Raw genomic sequence first — 18,920 nt, 5'->3', positions numbered from 1 at the left:
GCGCTGGCGGCCAGAGCTCCGAGCCCCGTAACGCGACCGCAGCTTCTCGCTGCTTCCCGCAACCGCGGCTTCCCTTGGCGGCGACGACCGTCCAGACGCCCCAGGACCGAAGACAGAATGATCATGCTCTTTCCACACCCGAGGTCCGAAAGCCGATCAGGCAGGTCCGAGAGGCCCGAGGAATTTAGGGAGACAACGATGACCCTGACAACCAGCAGCCCGGATGTCGCACCGAAGGTGCTGTCCATCCACGACGTCCCGGCCAACCGCCGCCGCGGCGGCGACATTCGCACGCTGCTGTCCCCCGGGACGGTGGGCGCCAAGTCCGGATTCCTCGGCACGCTGACGCTGCAACCCGGCGAGATCGTCACCGAGCACTGGCACCCGTACTCCGAGGAGTTCCTGTATTGCGTGTCCGGACGCGTCACCGCACGGCTCGACGGCGAGCACACCGCGCTGCCCGCCGAACATGGGCTGCTCATCCCGATCGGCACGCGCCACCGGATCGTCAACGACGGCGACGAAACCGCCTTCCTCGTCTTCCATCTGAGCCCTCTGGCGCCGCGGCCGGAGCTCGGCCACGTGGACACCGAACCGCTCCCACGGGGCCCTGACCCGCAACCCTGACCTGCCCGCCCCCAAAACACCCCTGAAGAAACACCCCCATGAAGGAGCCGGAAGTGAGAAGGACGGCCATAACCGGCATCGGCGTGGTCGCGCCGGGAGGCACTGTCCGCAAGGAGTTCTGGGATCTCCTGACCGAGGGCCGGACGGCTACCAGGCGTCTGTCATTCTTCGACCCGACTCAGTTCCGCTCGCAGGTAGCCGCCGAATGCGACTTCGACCCGGCCACGGCCGGCCTGACCCCGCAGGAAATCGCCCGTAACGACCGTTTTGTTCAGTTTGCTCTCGCGGCCGCGACCGAGGCTGTTGCCGACAGCGGGCTGGATCTCGGCAGGGACAGCGATGCCACCGACGTAAGCGCTCCGGTGGTGGCCGTCAGTATGGGCAGCGCGGTCGGCGCGACCACCCGACTGGAGGACGAGTACGTGGTCGCCAGCGACAGCGGACGCGACTGGCTCGTCGATCCCGTATACGCTTCGTCCTTTCTTTATCACGCTCTGGTTCCAAGCTGTCTGGCCACCGAGGTGGCCTGCCGCTTCTCGGCCCACGGCCCGGCGCATGTGGTCTCGACAGGCTGCACCTCCGGGATCGACGCGGTCGGATACGGCCACCAGCTCATCGTCGACGGCGAGGCCGACATCGTGATCGCGGGAGCGACGGACGCGCCGCTGTCCCCGATCTCCATCGCCTGCTTCGACGCGATCCGCGCGACGTCAGCGCGCAACGACGATCCCGAACACGCCTCCCGGCCGTTCGACGCAAACCGGGACGGGTTCGTCATGGGTGAGGGTTCCGCCGTGCTCGTGCTCGAGGAGCTGGAGCATGCGCGGGCCCGGGGAGCCCACGTGTACTGCGAGATCACCGGCTACGCCGCCCGCTCGAACGCGTTCCACATGACCGGGCTGAAGGCCGACGGTCTCGACATGGCCGAAGCGATCTCGGACGCGCTGCGGCAGGGCCGTACCGACCCGACCATGGTCGACTACGTCAACGCCCACGGCTCCGGGACCAAGCAGAACGACCGCCACGAGACGGCCGCGTTCAAGAAGTCGCTCGGGCAGCACGCCTACAACGTCCCGGTGAGCTCCATCAAGTCCATGGTCGGTCACTCCCTGGGAGCGATCGGCGCCATCGAGATCGCAGCCTGTGCCCTGGCGATCGAGAACCGGGTCGTCCCGCCCACGGCCAACTGGTCCAACCGGGACCCCGAATGCGACCTGGACTATGTGCCGAACATCGCCCGCGACCACGATGTCAACGTGGCCCTGTCGGTCGGCAGTGGCTTCGGCGGGTTCCAGTCGGCCATCGTGCTCGACCGCGGGCGGGATGCCCGGTGAGCGCCACCCGTACGGGCCGGCGTCCCGTTGTCACCGGCGTCGGAGTGATCGCCCCCAGCGGCATCGGCACCGAGGAGCACTGGGGTTCGACGCTGCGCGGCGAGCTGCGGGTGGGGCCGATCACCAGCTTCGACACCAGTCGGTACGCCACGACGCTCGCCGGCCAGGTGGAGGGATTCGACCCCGCCGACCACCTCAGCGGCCGAATCGTCCTGCAGACCGACCGCTGGACGTGGCTGGGCATGGCCGCAACCGAGCTCGCGCTGTCCGACGCATCCTACGACCCGGCGGCGCACGATCCCTATGCGACCTCGGTGGTGTTCGGGGCCGGATCCGGTGGCAACGACTTCGGCCAGCGTGAGATCCAGCGGCTGTGGAGCCGTGGTCGCCAGGCCGTGAGCGTGTACCAGTCCATTGCCTGGTTCTACGCGGCGACCACCGGTCAGACCTCCATCCGGCACGGCATCAAGGGGCCATCCGGAGTCGTGGTCTCCGACGGTGCCGGCGGTCTTGACAGCCTCGCGCAGGCACGTCGGACCATCAGCCGCGGAACGCCGGTGGTTCTCGCCGGCGGCGCCGAAGCGGGGCTCACCCCCTACGCGCTCACCTGCCAGACCACGGGCGGGCGCCTGTCCACCAGCTGTGAACCGCGGACCGCTTACAAGCCGTTCGACCGGTCCGCGGACGGTTACGTGCCCGCCGAGGGCGGCGCGACGCTCGTCGTGGAAGATCCCGCATCCGCGGCGGCCCGCGGCGCGCCAAGGGTGTACGCCGAGATCGCCGGATACGCGGCGACCCACGACGCGCACCATCACCGCGACCCGTCGTCAGACCCGCGCTGGTACGCCGAGGCCATGCGCCGAGCGCTTGCCGACGCGAACCTCACACCGGCCGACGTCGATGTGATCTTCGCGGACGGCGCGGGCTCCCGCGACCTCGACGAGCTCGAGGCACGCGCGATCCATGTCGCGTTCGGCGCACATGCCGAACGCGTTCCCGTCACCGCTCCCCAGGGCCTGATCGGGCGGATGTGCGCGGGGGGCTCCGCCCTGGCGGCCGTGAACGCCCTACTGTCCATCCGTGACGGGGTGATCCCGGCGGTGGGCAACCTCGACGACCCGGCGCCGGAATACCGCCTCGACCTCGTCCGGGCGCCGCGGCAGACGCCGGTGCGGGTTGCCATGGTCAACGCCCGGGGCTACGGCGGCTTCAACAGCTCGCTCATCCTGCGGGCTGTCAGCCCTGCCATCTGAACCAACGAGGAGAACGATATGGACTTCGGTCTCAAGGGCAGATCAGCCCTGGTTACCGGCGGATCCCGGGGGATCGGGCGAGCCGTCGTCCTGGCGCTCGCGCAGCAGGGAGCCTCCGTGATCGCCTGCTACGTGAACGACAGCGACGCGGTCACCTCGCTCGTGGACGAACTGGAACGGCTCGGCGCCGACGCCCGTCTGGTGCGCGCTGACGTGTCGGTGGAGGCCGACGTGAGCCGGTTGGTGGAGACCGTCCGCGACCGGTACGGCACACTCGACATCCTAGTCAACAATGCCGCCACGGTAACGCAGCTGCCCCTGCACGAGGTGGGCCTCGACCAGTGGCGTCAGGTGCTCGACACCAACCTGACCAGCCTCTACCTGATCCACCGAGCCGCCCACGACCTGCTGGCCAACGACGCTTCAGTGATCAATATCGGTTCAGCCGGATCACTGCGTGGAGTTGCCGATCGGACTCCGTACATGACCTCCAAGGCCGGCGTCCTGGGGCTCACCCGGTCTCTGTCCAAGGAGCTCGGCCCGCGGGGCATCCGGGTGAACACAGTGGCGCCGGGCTACACCGAGACCGACCAGATGGCCGGGCTTCCCGCTGCCAGGCGGGCACAGGCCGAAGCCAGGACAGCTCTGGGGCGCCTCGCCCAACCGGAGGAGATCGCGGGCGCGGTACTCTTCCTGGCCAGCGACGCGGCCCGCTACATCACCGGGGCGACCCTGCACGTCGACGGTGGAATCTGATGATCAGAGCAACGCTGCGGATGCGGGTCCTGCCCGGGCGGGAGCAGGACTTCGCCGACGCCTGGGAGAAGGTCGCGATGGCCACGAGCCGGACACCGGGCAACCTACGGCAGAGCCTCCTGCGTGGCGGCCCGCGCGAATACGTCATCACCAGCGACTGGGAAAGTCGGGATGCCTTTCACACCTTCGAGCGCAGTCCCGAACAGGACGCCCTGACCGCGCCCCTGCGTGAGCTACGAGAAACCGCACAGATGGATATTTCGGAAATTGTTTTACATGTGGAGAAAGAAGACAAAATATCGTGAGCAGGGAAATGTCGCCGGACATGGGGGATACGGCCGTACTGCCGGACGCCGATAAGCGGGTGGCCAACAGGCAGACGATCCTCGACCACTTCCGGGCGCTGGAACGCGGAGATGTCCACGGCGCTCTGGCGGCTTTCGCGCCGGACATGATCAATCACAGGATGGAGCCGGGAAGCGCACCGGGACGGGACGGACTGGCTCAGACCCTGGCGATCGTGCTGCAGTGCTTCCCGGCCGCGACCTGGCACGTCGAAAGCATCGTCACGGACGCCGAGAACGTCGTGGCAAAGCTGGTGGTCGAAGGCGAGGCGCATGAGATGATCATGGGCGTGCGGGCTGTCGGCCAGCGGGTGGCCTGGCGGCACATCCACTGGTTCCGCATGTCGGACGGCAAGATCGTCGAACATGACGCCATCCGCGATGACCGTGGCCTTCTCCGCCAGCTCGGAATGAACGTGCGGGGACCGCACCCTGGAGGACTCGGCGGTGGCCTGCCGGGAGGTAATGGCGCGGTCCGATCAGATACCGGCGACCGCGACCCAGCGCTCACCGCCTGAACCGGATTCCGTTCCCGCACGTAAGGAGCAGTTCGTGCGCGTACTTTTCACCACCGTCCCACTCCATGGTCACTTCTTTCCGATGGTCCCGCTCGCGCACGCGCTTCGGACGGCAGGCCACGATGTTCTCGTCGCCGCGCCGGTGAACTTCACCGGCGTCATCACCGAGGCGGGGCTACCAGCTGTGCCTACCGCACCGCCGCTCAATTTCGCCGAGATTATGATCAAGGATCGGAACGGAAGGCCGGTGGCGCCCGCGAAGAGCGCTGCAGAGCGGCACGAGATCGCGGGCCGGGCATGGGGACGTCTCACCGCCCGCACTCTGCAGCGCACGCTGGATGTCGTGGACCGGTGGCGTCCCGACATCATCGTCAGTGAACCCAGCGAGCACGCGGGGGCGCTCGCGGCCGCATCTCGTGGCATTCCCTGGATCGAGCACGGCTGGGGCATCTCGACGATGCCGGAATGCAGGCCACCCGCTGCGGACGAACTCGCCGCGGAGCTGTCGGGGCTCGGCCTGACGGCGCTGCCCGAACCCGACCTGCACCTGCACGTGTGCCCGCCGAGCATGCAGCGCCCACACGCTCCCGGCTCCCGCAACCAGCGGATGCGCTACGTCCCGTACAACGGGCCCGCGACACTGCCGGACTGGAGTCTTGCCGAACGCGACAGGCCGCGGATCTGCCTGACCTTCGGCAGCATCCTGCCGAGATTCGGCTCTGGGGACTTCAGAGGGCTCCTGACCAGGATTGCGACCGCGCTGCCGGGCCTCGGCACTGATCTCGTCGTCGGAGTCGAGGAGCAGATCGCGGCCGCATGGCAACCGCTGCCACCGGGAGTACGCAGCGCCGGCTGGCTCCCCCTGAGCCTGGTGGCACCAAGCTGTGATCTCATCGTCCACCACGGCGGCTCCGGTTCGACGCTGACCGCGCTCGCCGCCGGCCTGCCACAGCTTGCTCTACCCCAGACCGCGGACCAGTTCGACAACGCCGCGTGCATTAGCGTTCTCGGTGCGGGACGCCAGCTCCTGGACGACGTCACGGTGGAGGCCATCCTCGCCGCGTGCCGTGAACTTCTCACCGATCCCGGTTACCGGAAGCATGCAGCGGCACTCGCCGCCGAGAACGCCTCTCAGCCGACCCCAGCCGAAGTGGTCGAAGTCCTGCACGAGCTCACCTCGACCCTGGTCTGATCGGGGAGAACCCATCATGAGTGAACATCACCACCGCCGCCGGCCCGAGAGCCCGCGAGCAGGCGGGTATATCGACGTCCATCATCATGCGCTACCACCCACGCTGAAGAAGCTGCTGGTCGACCGTGCTCTCCTGCCGCCGGTGGGCGGGCCGCCATTTGCGACCTGGAAACTCACCGATGCGCTGGAAACCATGGACGCGAACGGCATCGAGGTGGGGTTGGCCTCGGCAGCGATACCCAGCGAGTTCCTCGGCGGCGACGAGGCATGGGCGGTGCAGGTCGCCCGGACCGCGAACGAATCGCTGGCTGAGATCGTCCGGGAGCGTCCCACCCGGTTCGGATTCCTCGCCTACCTTCCCCTGCCATTCACCGACGCCTCACTCGCCGAGGTCGCGTTCGCCTTCGACGAACTGCACGCCGATGGCATCATCGTGGGCAGCCACGCGGGCGAGACGTACCTGGGAGACCCGGAACTCGACGCGGTGTTCGCCGAACTGGACCGGAGACGGGCGGTCGTGCTCACCCACCCGTTCAATCTGCCGTCCTGTGGGGTGACTCCGCTTCCACCGTTCGTCGCCGATTTCATGCTCGACACCACACGGGCGGCAATCCAGATAATCATGTCGGGAATACTGGACCGCTACCCGGCGATATCGTTTGTTCTGCCGCATGCCGGAGGATTCCTGCCATACCAGGCAGCCCGGCTCACCCTTGGCTCTGCCCTGGGTTACGGCCTTGACGCCGCTACGGTCCATGCCAGCCTGCGCCGGTTCCACTACGACACCGCCGGACCGATGTCACCGTATGCGACACCCACGCTGCTGGCCGCTGCGGGCGTCTCGCGCATCCTCTACGGCAGTGACTACAACGCGGTGCCCGGTCCGATGATTGCCGCGACATCCCAGGCGCTGCGCAACGACCCCGCTCTCAACCCCGAAGCGCTCCGGCAGATCGGCCGCGACAACGCGCTGCGGCTCTTCCCGACCGTCGGCCACCGACTGGAAGCGGCGCCGCGATCCGTCCCGGCGACCACCTGAACCGTCCCTGCCCTCAGAGATCAACCAGTAGCCGCACCGCAGGAAAGGGGATCACCGATGACCGCACGCATCCTGGTGTTCGCCAGCGTCGCTCCGGAGCTCGCACACGAGTTCGAGCACGCCTACACCCAGGTCACCGCACGGATGCAGGGCACGCCCGGTCTGCTTGGGGACGAGCTGCTGCGAGACGGGAATAAGCCCGGCCGCTACCTCCTGCTCAGCGAGTGGGAGAGCGAGGAGCAGTTCATCGCCTGGGAATCCGCACCGGCCCACCGGGAGATCACCGTACCAATGAGGCCGTACTGGTCCGGGAACTTCGAACGCCGGATCTACAACCTCGCAGCCCGGCTCGAACCCGAGGTCTCCGTCGGCTGACCGATGGATTCAAGCCAACCCGCATCAGCCTCAGTGTCCCGGGGACTTGGCCCGCGGCACGGCGCGGGAAATCATGATCGCTCCACTTTCGACGCTCTCAGTCGGCTCCCAGGCTTGCGTCAGGTCCGCGTCAGACTGAAACCCCACGATTAGTCCCATGACGGTGACTCCTGACCTTCGCCAGCCCGGACCAGCGACGATGAGGATCCGGCCGTGACCACAACTGTTCCCGAACAGGCGGCCGGCATTCCTCCCGCCCCGGCCGGAGTGGCCGCTCGCAACGTCCCGCGGCCGGGTGCGGGGTTGGCTCGGGGCTTCCTGCGCGGCCGGGAAGCCGACCCTCCGTGGGTGCGCCCCGCCCTGCTCACCCTCCTGGCCGGGACAGCCGTGCTCTACATCTGGGGGCTGGGCGCGTCCGGGTGGGCGAACAGCTTCTACACCGCCGCCGTCCAGGCGGGGTCGTCAAGCTGGACGGCGTTGTTCTTCGGCTCCTCGGACGCCTCGAACTTCATCACCGTGGACAAGCCGCCGGCGTCGCTGTGGGTGATGGACATCTCGGTGCGCATCTTCGGTCTGAACCCGTGGAGCGTGCTCGTCCCGCAGGCGCTGGAAGGCGTCGCCGCCGTCGGTGTGCTGTACGCGACGGTCCGGCGCTGGTTCTCCCCTGCCGCGGCACTGTTGTCCGGTGCCGTATTCGCGCTGACACCGGTCGCGGTGCTGATGTTCCGGTTCAACAATCCCGATGCGCTACTCGTCCTGCTTCTGCTCCTCGGCGCCTACGCGACCGTCCGGGCGGTGGAGACGGGCAGTACCGGCTGGCTGGTCTGGGCAGGCGTCTTCGTCGGTTTCGGTTTTCTCGCGAAGATGATGCAGGCATTCCTGGTCGTACCGGCTTTCGCGCTCACGTATCTGGTGGCCGCGCCCATATCACTGCGACGCAGGATCGGCCGGCTCCTCCTGTCCGCGGCGGCGATGCTCGTCGCCGCCGGATGGTGGGTGGCGGCCGTGGAACTGTGGCCGAAGGACTCCCGGCCCTATGTCGGCGGGTCGCAGAACAACAGCGTCCTCAATCTCATCTTCGGCTACAACGGCTTCGGACGGCTCAACGGCAACGAGGCCGGCAGCGTCGGCGGGGGCGGGAGCACCGGCAGCCGCTGGGGGGAGACCGGTCTGACCAGGATGCTCAACACGGAGATGGGCGGTCAGATCTCCTGGCTCATCCCCGCGGCGCTGATCATCCTGGTGGCCGTGATCGCGTTGTGCGGGCGCGCCCCGCGCACCGACCGGACCCGTGCCGCACTCCTGCTCTGGGGCGGCTGGCTGGTCGTCACCGGTGTCACGCTGAGCCTCGCCGAGGGAATCATCCACCCTTACTACGCTGTGGCGCTTGCGCCGGCGATCGCGGCCATCGTCGGTGTCGGCGGCGTCCATCTGTGGCACAGACACGACCAGCTCGTGCCCTGTCTGGTCCTGGCGGCCGCGGTCGCCGCCGCGACCGCATGGTCGTACGTCCTGCTGCACCGGACGCCCGACTGGCACCCGTGGCTGCGAGCGCTTGTGGTCGTCGTCGGTGTCACGGCGATCGTCGCGCTGATCCTCACGCTCGTGCTCCCCGCGCATCCGGCACGTCGCGCCGCCGCGGTGATGGCGGCTGCCGGCATCGCGGCGACGATCATAGGGCCCGCGGCCTACGCGGTCGAGACAGCCTCCACCGCCCACACTGGGGCCATCCCGTCGGCGGGACCCGCGAGCTTCGGCGGCTTCGGCGGCTTCGGCGGCTTCGGCGTCGGTCCCCGCGCGGGCGGCTTCGGTGGGGGCGGCGTCCCGCAGGGCATGTCGCCGGGCGGCCCGACCACACCGGGCGGCACGGCAGGCCTGGGCGGCGGCTTCGGCCAGCAGGGTGCGGCGATGTTCAGCCGGGCCGGCGGCATCGGGAACCTTCTCAACGCCGGAACGCCAAGTGCCGGGCTGGTTACAGCCCTGCAGCAGGACGCCGAGCGCTACACCTGGGTTGCGGCCACAGTCGGGTCCAACTCCGCCGCCGGCGTCCAGATCGCGACCCGTGATCCGGTGATGGCCATCGGTGGCTTCAACGGAACCGATCCGGCTCCCTCGCTTTCCCGTTTCCAGGAGTACGTCAAGGCCGGGAAGATCCACTACTTCCTCTCCGGCAGTGGCGGGGGCCCGGGCCGCGGCGGCGACTCCGGCGGCACTGTCAGCGCGATCACCGCATGGGTCCAGCAGAACTTCACCCAGACCACGATCGGAGGCACGACCGTCTACGACCTGACCAAGCCGAACACGTAGCCGGCCACACACAGCCGACCACGGAAAGTCCAACCGCCGGGGCCTGCGGGCAGATCAAAAAATCATGATCGCCCACTCCCCCGCCTGCTACGACGCCCAGGTCGGACAGGTGGGTGGGGAGATGCAGGTGAGGACATCCCATCTGGTGGGTACTCGATGGATACGAGCAGATGCCAGAAACGGTCGGAATCCCAACATCCAGCTAGATGATCTTTATCACGAGTGTCCGACGTGATCCACCCACCAGGGTGGAGGTAAACCCAGTTGTGACAGGTCATTGCGGGCTCATGGTCCGAAACCCGAATTCAACTGCACGTTGTTAGGCTTCGGGACTGCCGGTCCGGCCGAACCCGGCTGGTATCCGGCCGGCCGAAGGCAACGCGGCATGATCGCGTCGCATTGCCGGGGCCAGGAGCCACCAGTCCTTACGATCATCGGCGCCACCCCGGGAGGTCTGGGATGTCAAGACCGCGAGTGCTGGGTGTCGTGCTGGCCGGGGGTGCGGGCAAGCGGCTCGCGCCGCTCACCGCCGACCGGGCCAAGCCGGCCGTTCCCTTCGGCGGCCTCTACCGGCTGATCGACTTCGTTCTGTCGAACCTGGTGAACGCGGGCTACCTGCGGATCTGTGTGCTCACGCAGTACAAGAGCCACAGTCTGGACCGCCACATCACCACCACCTGGCGGATGAGCAACCTGCTCGGCAACTACATCACCCCGGTACCGGCTCAGCAGCGGCTCGGCCCCCACTGGTACACCGGGTCCGCGGACGCCATCCACCAGTCCCTCAACCTCGTCCACGACGACCAGCCGGACATCGTGGTCGTGTTCGGCGCCGACCACGTCTATCGGATGGACCCCCGGCAGATGGTCGACCAGCACCTGGCCGGCGGAGCGGGAGTCACCGTCGCCGGGCTGCGTGTCCCGCGAGCCGCGGGTACGCAGTTCGGCGTGATCCGCCCCGGAGCGGACGGCCACACGATCGACGCCTTCCTGGAGAAGCCTGCCGACCCCCCGGGCCTGCCGGACAGCCCCGAGGAGACGTACGCCTCCATGGGCAACTACGTGTTCTCGACAGACGTCCTGATCGATGCGCTGCGGGCCGACGCGGACGACGACAGCAGCGTCCACGACATGGGCGGAAACATCATCCCGATGCTCGCCAAGGCGGGCGTGGCACAGGTCTACGACTTCACCGCCAACGACGTGCCTGGGGCCAACGACCGGGATCGTGGCTACTGGCGTGACGTCGGCACCCTGGACTCCTACTTCGACGCTCACATGGACCTGTGCGCGGTCGACCCGGTCTTCAACCTGTACAACCGGAACTGGCCCATCCTGACCAACGTCCCGTCCCTGCCGCCGGCTAAGTTCGTCCACGAGCAGCCGGACCGCACCGGCATGGCCCTCAACAGCATCGTCAGCAACGGGGTGATCATCTCTGGTGGCCTGGTGCGTCACTCGGTCCTGTCACCGGGCGTGCGGGTGAACTCGTGGGCACAGGTCGAGAACGCGGTCGTCATGCACAACACGGTGATCGGACGGCGTGCCGTGGTCCGCAACGCCGTCCTCGACAAGAACGTGGTCGTACCCGAAGGTACCCAGATCGGGGTGGACAAGGAGCACGACCGTGCCCGTGGGTTCACGGTGAGCCCGGAGGGTGTGACCGTCGTCGGGAAGGGCGTCACCGTCACCTGCTGACAGCAGGGCGAGCCAGGTCAGACCAGGTCGAGTCCGGATCCACCGGGGTCCGGAGCCCGGTAGGGCCCAGGGCCCAGCCGGGTCACCAACCACATGTCGCCAACCACAAGGGCGGGTATGCGCGTTTCACTGCTGACCAGGGAGTATCCACCGGATGTCTACGGCGGTGCGGGGGTGCACGTCGAGTACCTCGCCCGCGAACTGGCCCAGCTTGTGGACCTGACCGTGCACTGCCAGGGTGCCGACAGGCCGAGCCCGGACGGCATCACGGTGCGTGCGCACCGGCCGTGGGAGCTGCTCGCGGACGCCAGCGAGGTGTTGCGGACGCTGTCGGCCGACCTGTCCGCCACCGCCGCCGCCGCAGACGCCGACCTGGTGCACTCGCACACCTGGTACGCGAACCTCGGCGGGCATCTGGCGTCCCTGCTGTACGCGATACCGCACGTGATGACCTCGCACTCCCTCGAACCGCTACGGCCCTGGAAAGCCGAACAGCTCGGCGGTGGCTATGCGCTGTCGTCATGGTGCGAACGGGTCGCCATCGAGTCGGCCGCGGCCGTCATCGCGGTGAGCAGGGACATGCGCGCGGACGTCCTGTCGGCCTATCCGGCGGTCGATCCGGCCAGAGTGCACGTCATCGGCAACGGGATCGACACCGACGAGTACACCCCGGATCCGGCCACCGACGTCCTCGCCAGGTACGGCGTCGACCCGCAGCAGCCGTCGGTGGTGTTCGTCGGACGGATCACCCGGCAGAAGGGTCTGCCGGTGCTGCTGCGGGCGGCGGCCGAGTTCGACCCGCGGGCACAGCTCGTGCTCTGCGCGGGGGCGCCTGACACCCCCGAACTGCTGGCGGAGGTGACAGCCCAGGTCGACCGGCTGCGCGACACCCGCAAGGGAGTCGTGTGGATCTCGGGAATGCTGGCCAAGCCCGAGGTCATCCAGCTCCTGTCGCACGCGACCGTCTTCGTCTGCCCGTCGGTGTACGAGCCGCTGGGGATCGTCAACCTGGAGGCCATGGCCTGCGGGACGGCCGTGGTCGCCTCCCGGGTCGGCGGCATCCCCGAGGTCGTCGACGACGGGGTGACCGGGCTGCTCGTCCCGCCCGAGAACCCCGCGGCGCTCGCCGAAGCCGTCAACACGCTGCTGGGCGACCCCGTGCGCGCGGACGTGATGGGCCGGCGGGGCCGGGACCGTGCCGTCGCCGAGTTCGGCTGGCAGGCCGTGGCCGAAAAGACCGCCCGGCTGTACGAATCCCTCCTGTCCCCTGCCCGGCTCCGGCCATCCTCCTGACCCTCCGGTCGCGCTCCTGGCTCCGGCTATCGTCCGGGCCTGCCCGGTCCTCACCCCCACCCCTGCGGAACGAACGACGATGGACACATGCCCTTTCTCAGCGACAGGATCTTCGTCGAAGAGATCGACGACGTCCGCTGGCGCCTGTTGGAACCCGTCATCTACGAGGGAAAAGAACAGGTCTTCACCGTGCCGAAGGGGTTTGAGACCGACTTCGCGTCGGTCCCACGCTTCCTCACCTGGCTGGTACCCACATACGGGCGTTACACCAAGGCGGCCGTCCTGCACGACTGGCTGTGGAAACTGGCCGACGCCGGCGACTTCGACCGCGCCGACGCGGACGGGATCTTCCGCCGGGCAATGCGTGAACTCGATGTGGCCTTCTTACGGCGGTGGCTCATGTGGGCGGCGGTGCGGCTCGCCGGCGTCCGGAAATCGGGGCTGTCCACCCTGTGGCGCCCGGGGTTCGGGCAGCTCGCCGCGCTCGTCGCCGTCACCCTTCCCGGTTTTCTCTTCGTCCTGATCCCCGGCTGCGTCGTCCTGACCGCGCTCCTCGTCTTCTACCTCGCCGAATCCCTCGCCTTCCTGCTCCTGAAAATCGGCGGCAGGCGGACATCGACCGGGGAACCGGTAAAAAAGATCAACCCTCCGTCATTCCGGTGGACGCCGTTGTAGAGATTCCGCATCTTCCACGGCCGGTGCGGGACGGCCAGTGGGTGTTCGTGCACCGCGCTTGTCGACCGGGCGTTGCCCGGTGGCCGAACTGCCGTCACCGGCCGGTGGCCGAAGGTGTCGAGAGTCGTCCCATGCGACGACACCTGTTAGCAGTGGCCCTTGCCGCGACCGCTGTGGCCGCGGGACTCGTCCCGGCCGGCACCGCCATCGCCACGCCCAGGGACGCCGGCCCCGACGGATCCGCGGTCACCTTCGCCCTGCTGGGCGACACTCCTTACGGTGACGCTCAGCGCGCTGTCTTCCCGAATCTGGTCGACACCATCAACGCCGATACGGACGTACGCTTCGTGCTGCATGCCGGCGACGTCAAGAACGGCTCGTCCACCTGCGACGACGCCCGCTTCGCCGATCTGGCACAGCTGTTCGGCACGTTCGACGATCCGTTCGTGCTGACACCTGGTGACAACGAATGGACCGACTGCCACCGTACGGCTGCCGGCGGATACCTGCCCACCGAGCGTCTGGACGCGGTCCGTCGGGTGTTCTTCCCGGACCCGGGCCGTACCCTCGGCCGTCACCAGCTGAGGGTGGCGACACAGGCATCCGACCAGCGCCACCGCGAGTACCGCGAAAATGTCCTCTTCACCCGGAACCGGGTCGTCTTCGCCACCGTGCACGTCGTCGGCAGCGAGAACGACCTGGCGCCATGGTCGCAGCTGCCCGGCGGGGACCGGCCGGATCTGCGGCTGGCCGAGTTCGAGGCGCGCAGGGCCGCCGCGCTCGACTGGATCGACACCGCTTTTGCCACCGCCGAGCGCACCCACGCTCCCGGTGTGCTCCTGCTGATGCAGGCCGAGCCCACCGAGACCCCGGGCTTCGCCGAGATCCGCCAGCGCATCACCGAACGGTCGCGCAGCTACGGCAAGCCGGTCCTGCTCGTGCATGGCGACGAGCACATCTACGAGGTAGAACCGGCCTATGCCGGGGTGCCCAACCTGACCCGGCTGGAGACCTTCGGCGACACCGCCACGCAGTGGTTGCGGGTCACCGCGAACCCACGCACACCGAATGTCTTCTCGTGGACGACGCAGACGGTGACAACCACCTGACGGACCGACCGCCAGGTCCGGGAGACCCAGTCCCCGAGTTACTCGGTGGTTAAGTGCCACCGGGTAACGGGTCGGCGACCGCGGAGATGTCACGGAGGACGTGACATTGCCGACTTCCTCAGCCCGAACGGCCTACCGTAGAGCCTTCAGCGGTTCACCGGTGGTAACCCTTGGAAGAGTGACGAACGTTCTCCAGTGGCTCTCCCCGGTCGGACCGACCACGGACACGCCACCTCGCATCCCGGGCTCGGTGCGCCGTACCAGCACGGTTGACGCCCTGTGCCCGGACAACGTCGAAAGCCCGCTCGTGCTCGTCGGCAGGGCCCGCGATCTGCGCACGGCCTCGGACCACCCGACGTCAGAGGGCAATGCGGAGGTCGTGGCCGAGGCCAGCACCCGGGTCACGATCGACTATTTCGGTGGGCGGACGGTGACCGGAGTCCACTGTGATCCGGCGATAGCAGACAGCGACTCACTTCTGGGCGCCCGGGCCGGTGCGGGTTTCCGCACCGCGCTGGACCAGGCTATGCCACGCCTGACCGCCGAAGGTACCCTGCTCGGGCTGCTTCTCGACGAAGTACCCGTGGTCACACTGATCTCGGGTTCGGCCATCGCCCGCGCGATCGGAAAGCAACCGACGACCGCCACCATGCCACCCGTCAACGTCTGTGCCGGCTGGGTGGCCGGCGGCAAGATGGACGTCGCCAACCGTGAAGATCGATCCGCTCTCATGGGCAGGGGAGCGACCGCTCCACCGCTGGACGACAGCAGCGATCCGTTGGGCTGGCACGTGACAGCGCCGCTCCCGCCGGGGAGCATCCGGCGACGGCGCAGGATCGACGTGTCACCCGGGCCGCAGCCGGGCGAGGCCGTGGTAGAAGGGCTCTTCAGGGACACCTACTGCGAGCCGGACGGCTCGGAGTCGATCATCCACGAATATGCCGTCAACGCCACGGTCGACCTCGCCACCGGGACAGTCCGCTCAACGGATGCGACACCCCATGTCCTGCCGGGTCCGGACTGCCCGCTCGCCGTGGCGAGCGTCAGCCGCGTGGTCGGTCAGCGTCTGGTGGGACTGCGCGACGGGCTACGCACCGCCCTGACCGGACCGACGACCTGCACCCACCTCACCGACCAGCTCCGTGCGCTCGCCGACGTTCACGCCCTGCTCCCGCTGCTGTCCTAGCTGACCAAAGAGCGCGCGATCATGGGTTTTTCGTGCGCTTGGAGGCCCTGCGGACAGAACCTAGCGGTCAGCGCGGGCCGTCATCGACGACCGGTTACCAGACCGAGAAGCCCGGTTGCCGGACCGAGAAGCATCGTTTCCGCCGCGACAGAAGTTCATTCACCCGTCCGCTGATCGTGGCCTTTACCCGATAGAAATCAACACCGTCCGCTCGATAGAGATGACGGGCTCATCTCGTTGCCCACGCATTGTCGGCCAGGAGCCCGTTCATAGATCATTCTTGCCCTTCGCCCCGTGCGGGCTCACCTTCGCCTCCGGCACACCCGGCGGCTCCACCACCGCGGTGGCCGTCTCCGACACCGGCAATCCCGCCGATCGGGTGAACCTCAGCGTCAGCCCCGGCCGGATCGACCCGACCAACTCGGCCTTCAACACCAACCGCAAGCCGCTGGTCGGCAAGTCCTACTTCAACGGCGGCCATGAACTCGACCGCGAGCGCGGCGAGCGCATCGTAGTGGCGGTGGTAGCCGTACCGCTGCCGCAGGGTGCCCCAGTCGTTGAACTCCGCAGCCTCCGCGATCTCCGTCGAATCCGGGATCCTGGAGTCGAACACGTGCAGGCCGGTTTCCTTTGCGGACCGGGCCAGATAATCGGCCGTCTGCCGGTGCAGCGAGACGCTCGCCCGATACTTGCTGATGACAAGGCCGACGGCGGGGATGGGGCGGTCCACGCTCATGGCGAACTTCTGGATCCTGGACCGTATCTGCGGAATTCCGTACGTGGACATGACGTCCGGAATCGTCGGGACGATATAGCCGTGCGAGATTCGCAGCCCGTTCAGGGTGAGCACGCTGAGGTTCGGCGGGCAGTCCACAAGGATGTAGTCGTAGTCATCGGCGACCTTCTCGATCTGCCGGTGCAGCAGCTCGACCGGATTGTGGACGAGGCCCCCGGCTGGCGGCAACAGCCTGTCCTGCAGGTCGATGAGGTCCAGCGAGGAGGCCAGCATGTCGACCTGCGTGACGCTTCCCACCGGGGAGACGTCCCGCTGCAACGCCAGGTCGATGTCGAAGAGGCTCCCGGCCGGCCCCGGGTCCACCGCGTCGCGGAAGAGCGTCGCAAGCGTCCGGCCCGAATCGTTGAGCTCCTGCCAACGCACTTCGCCGATCATGAAAATGGTCAGGTTCGTCTGCGGGTCCAGATCGATGATCAGTACCCGCTTGCCATGCTCCCCCGCCAGGATCTCCGCCAGTGCCGCGGTGATCGTCGTCTTGCCGACGCCTCCCTTGAGGTTGATCGTCGAGATGATGTGCGCCAACGTTGTTCCCCCGCCTACCCTCACCGGCACGGGGCCGTCGCGGTGAGATCTCCGACCAGATGATCTGACACGATAGCGTGCACCACCGATCATGATGACAGCCCGGGACGTGCCTATGAGCCGACATCCGCACCGTCTTCGACCCTCCGGTCACGCGCAGAATCAGCCCGATCGCGGATTCGCCACCTCTAGGATGGCGGATCCACGATCGTCCTGCGCCGGCTGACCTTCGGTTCGATCCGGCGGATCATGTACGCGGTCAGTGCCAGCACGACGACACCCACCCCCACGCCCGCGAGAACGTCGAGGAGCCAGGTGGTCCTACTGTGGTCCCACAGCGGGTCCGGTGGATCGCCCCGGGGCCCCACGCGGCCGAGCTTGGCGACCGCGTTGAGGTCCGCGGTCGAACCCAGTGCGGCAAAACCCCAGCGAGCCGGCGCGATCCAGCTCACCTGTTCCAGCATGGGTCGTCCCACCGCCGACACCAAGCCTCCGGACAGCACGAGCTGGGCCATGGTGACCAGCACGAGTACGGGCATGGTCTTGTCGGCGTTGTCCACCAGCGTCGACACGAGCAACCCGATCATCATCGACGACAGCGCTGCCACGATCACCGCGATCAGACACTCCGCAAGCGGTGACCCGAGCAGTACGGCATCGGCCGGTAGGCGCCCCAGTAAGCCGATCAAGGTGAACACCACGCACTGGCAGGTGGTGATCCCGGTTAAAACCACGATCTTCGAACCGAGGTAGGCGGTGCGCGACAGGCCGATCGTGCGCTCACGCCGGTAGATCGGCCGCTCCTTGACGATCTCACGCACGGAGTTCGCCATCCCCATGAAGCACGCGCACAGCACGAGCACGACCAGCACCTTGGTCGCGTCCGGGTTGGGTTCCCGCAGCGCCACGAGACCGTCCTTCGCCGGGATGACCCGTGGGATGATCCCGAGCAGGAACGGGAACGCGAGGATCAGCCGGAGATAGGAGCGATCGGCGAACACAACCCGCAGGTACCGCCTGATCAGCGTCGACAGCTGCGCCGACACCGGCTGCTGGCGGATACTCGGCAGCAGCGCGGGCGGACGGCGCACGACCGGCGCGACAACGGCGGACGGGACGTAGTACTCGGACGCGCGGAAGCGGGCGGCGAGAACGTCACCCGGGGTCGCCTCCAGCTCCCGGAAGACGGCCACGAACTCCTTGAAGTCCTTCTTGCCGAAGAACCGCAGCGCGCCCGCGCTCGGACCGAAATAGGCCACGTGGCCACCAGGAGCAAGCACCAGCAGGTAGTCACACAAATCAAGGAACAAGACACTATGAGTGACTACAATCACCGTGCGGCCCTCGCCCACGGCGCCGTCCCCGCCGTCGCTGCCGCGGGCGAGCCCGTGAAGTGCCTCCATCACCGACTGATCGTTCGCCGGATCGAGGCCGGAGGTGGGCTCGTCCAGGAACAGCAGGGTCGGACGGGTCAGCAGCTCCAGAGCAACGCTGGTCCGTTTGCGCTGCCCTCCCGACAGCCTGCTCACCGGCGTGTCGGCATGGTCACGCAACCCGAGCTGGGTAATGACATCAGCGACCCGGCTGCGCCGCTCGTCCGCTGTCGTGTCCGCGGGAAAGCGCAGCTCAGCGCCGCACTCCAGGGCCTGACGGACGGTGAGCTGGCCGTGCAGCGGGTCGGCCTGCGGGACATAACCGATCCGGCGACGCAGCTCGTCGTATTCGGCGTAGAGATCCCGACCGGCGTAGCGGACCACGCCGGCATCTGCCGGGCGGAACCCGGTGAGTGCGTTGAGTAACGTCGACTTGCCCGCACCGCTCGAACCGACCACACCGAGCAACGACCGGGCCGGCAGGCGGAACGTGACGTCGTGCATAAGCTGCTTGGCGCCGGCC

17 protein-coding genes are annotated in these 18,920 nt (G+C 67.8%); 15 read left to right on the top strand and 2 right to left on the bottom strand.

The genetic code is table 11. The features are described 5' to 3' along the window. Nucleotides 1-198 precede the first annotated feature (198 nt). The 15 genes from CV1CTNOD_RS02445 (at nucleotide 199) to CV1CTNOD_RS02375 (ending at nucleotide 15,706) form a co-directional block, all read left to right on the top strand. Complete coding sequence (locus CV1CTNOD_RS02445) at nucleotides 199-627, top strand: cupin domain-containing protein (RefSeq protein WP_131784538.1); 429 nt, start codon at nucleotides 199-201, stop codon at nucleotides 625-627. A 53-nt stretch (nucleotides 628-680) separates the two neighbouring features. Then, on the top strand, nucleotides 681-1,961 hold the full coding sequence (locus CV1CTNOD_RS02440) for a beta-ketoacyl-[acyl-carrier-protein] synthase family protein (protein ID WP_278043851.1): 1,281 nt from the start codon (nucleotides 681-683) through the stop codon (nucleotides 1,959-1,961). Then, nucleotides 1,958-3,214, top strand: a complete 1,257-nt coding sequence (locus tag CV1CTNOD_RS02435) for a beta-ketoacyl synthase N-terminal-like domain-containing protein (RefSeq protein WP_131784536.1) — start codon at nucleotides 1,958-1,960, stop codon at nucleotides 3,212-3,214. Before CV1CTNOD_RS02440 ends, CV1CTNOD_RS02435 begins: the two co-directional genes overlap by 4 nt. 18 nt (nucleotides 3,215-3,232) lie before the next feature. Continuing rightward, the gene (locus CV1CTNOD_RS02430) at nucleotides 3,233-3,970 is read left to right on the top strand and encodes an SDR family NAD(P)-dependent oxidoreductase (RefSeq protein ID WP_131784535.1); all 738 of its coding nucleotides are present in this window, start codon (nucleotides 3,233-3,235) and stop codon (nucleotides 3,968-3,970) included. Next, on the top strand, nucleotides 3,970-4,275 hold the full coding sequence (locus CV1CTNOD_RS02425) for an antibiotic biosynthesis monooxygenase family protein (protein ID WP_131784534.1): 306 nt from the start codon (nucleotides 3,970-3,972) through the stop codon (nucleotides 4,273-4,275). The genes CV1CTNOD_RS02430 and CV1CTNOD_RS02425 overlap by 1 nt, the downstream gene beginning before the upstream one ends. Continuing rightward, on the top strand, nucleotides 4,272-4,832 hold the full coding sequence (locus tag CV1CTNOD_RS02420) for an ester cyclase (protein ID WP_131784533.1): 561 nt from the start codon (nucleotides 4,272-4,274) through the stop codon (nucleotides 4,830-4,832). The genes CV1CTNOD_RS02425 and CV1CTNOD_RS02420 overlap by 4 nt, the downstream gene beginning before the upstream one ends. A gap of 34 nt (nucleotides 4,833-4,866) precedes the next feature. Continuing rightward, a complete protein-coding gene (locus CV1CTNOD_RS02415) occupies nucleotides 4,867-6,024 on the top strand; it encodes a nucleotide disphospho-sugar-binding domain-containing protein (RefSeq protein ID WP_131784532.1) in 1,158 nt (385 codons plus the stop codon). Nucleotides 6,025-6,040: 16 nt separating this feature from the next. Further along, nucleotides 6,041-7,063, top strand: a complete 1,023-nt coding sequence (locus tag CV1CTNOD_RS02410) for an amidohydrolase family protein (RefSeq protein WP_131784531.1) — start codon at nucleotides 6,041-6,043, stop codon at nucleotides 7,061-7,063. A gap of 57 nt (nucleotides 7,064-7,120) precedes the next feature. Next, nucleotides 7,121-7,438, top strand: coding sequence for an antibiotic biosynthesis monooxygenase family protein (locus tag CV1CTNOD_RS02405; protein WP_131784530.1), 318 nt, complete (start codon nucleotides 7,121-7,123; stop codon nucleotides 7,436-7,438). Nucleotides 7,439-7,651: 213 nt separating this feature from the next. Continuing rightward, nucleotides 7,652-9,745: an ArnT family glycosyltransferase gene (locus CV1CTNOD_RS02400; RefSeq protein WP_207386140.1), complete on the top strand. Its 2,094-nt coding sequence runs from the start codon at nucleotides 7,652-7,654 to the stop codon at nucleotides 9,743-9,745. Between the two features lie 459 nt (nucleotides 9,746-10,204). After that, complete coding sequence (gene glgC, locus CV1CTNOD_RS02395) at nucleotides 10,205-11,443, top strand: glucose-1-phosphate adenylyltransferase (RefSeq protein WP_131784529.1); 1,239 nt, start codon at nucleotides 10,205-10,207, stop codon at nucleotides 11,441-11,443. Between the two features lie 117 nt (nucleotides 11,444-11,560). After that, complete coding sequence (gene glgA, locus CV1CTNOD_RS02390; RefSeq protein WP_131784528.1) at nucleotides 11,561-12,736, top strand: glycogen synthase; 1,176 nt, start codon at nucleotides 11,561-11,563, stop codon at nucleotides 12,734-12,736. Nucleotides 12,737-12,823: 87 nt separating this feature from the next. Continuing rightward, nucleotides 12,824-13,411 (top strand): DUF1353 domain-containing protein, encoded by a 588-nt coding sequence (locus CV1CTNOD_RS02385; RefSeq protein ID WP_131784527.1) that lies wholly within the window; start codon nucleotides 12,824-12,826, stop codon nucleotides 13,409-13,411. A 131-nt stretch (nucleotides 13,412-13,542) separates the two neighbouring features. Next, nucleotides 13,543-14,520, top strand: a complete 978-nt coding sequence (locus CV1CTNOD_RS02380) for a metallophosphoesterase (RefSeq protein WP_131784526.1) — start codon at nucleotides 13,543-13,545, stop codon at nucleotides 14,518-14,520. Nucleotides 14,521-14,698: 178 nt separating this feature from the next. Continuing rightward, entirely contained in the window at nucleotides 14,699-15,706 is a 1,008-nt protein-coding gene (locus CV1CTNOD_RS02375) for a DUF2889 domain-containing protein (RefSeq protein ID WP_207386139.1), read from the top strand. A gap of 274 nt (nucleotides 15,707-15,980) precedes the next feature. On the opposite strand, the gene CV1CTNOD_RS02370 is transcribed toward CV1CTNOD_RS02375, so the two are convergent. Both CV1CTNOD_RS02370 and CV1CTNOD_RS02365 read right to left on the bottom strand, forming a co-directional pair. Further along, nucleotides 15,981-17,054: a ParA family protein gene (locus CV1CTNOD_RS02370; RefSeq protein WP_242606305.1), complete on the bottom strand. Its 1,074-nt coding sequence runs from the start codon at nucleotides 17,052-17,054 to the stop codon at nucleotides 15,981-15,983. A gap of 158 nt (nucleotides 17,055-17,212) precedes the next feature. After that, the coding region (locus CV1CTNOD_RS02365; protein ID WP_131784547.1) for an ATP-binding cassette domain-containing protein at nucleotides 17,213-18,920 on the bottom strand (1,708 nt) is incomplete at its 5' end.

The organism is Protofrankia symbiont of Coriaria ruscifolia, from assembly GCF_900634745.1.
Classification (GTDB): domain Bacteria; phylum Actinomycetota; class Actinomycetes; order Frankiales; family Frankiaceae; genus Protofrankia; species Protofrankia californiensis.
The sequence above is the reverse complement of the archived record's forward strand: the minus strand, read 5'-3'. Positions and strand labels throughout refer to the sequence as shown.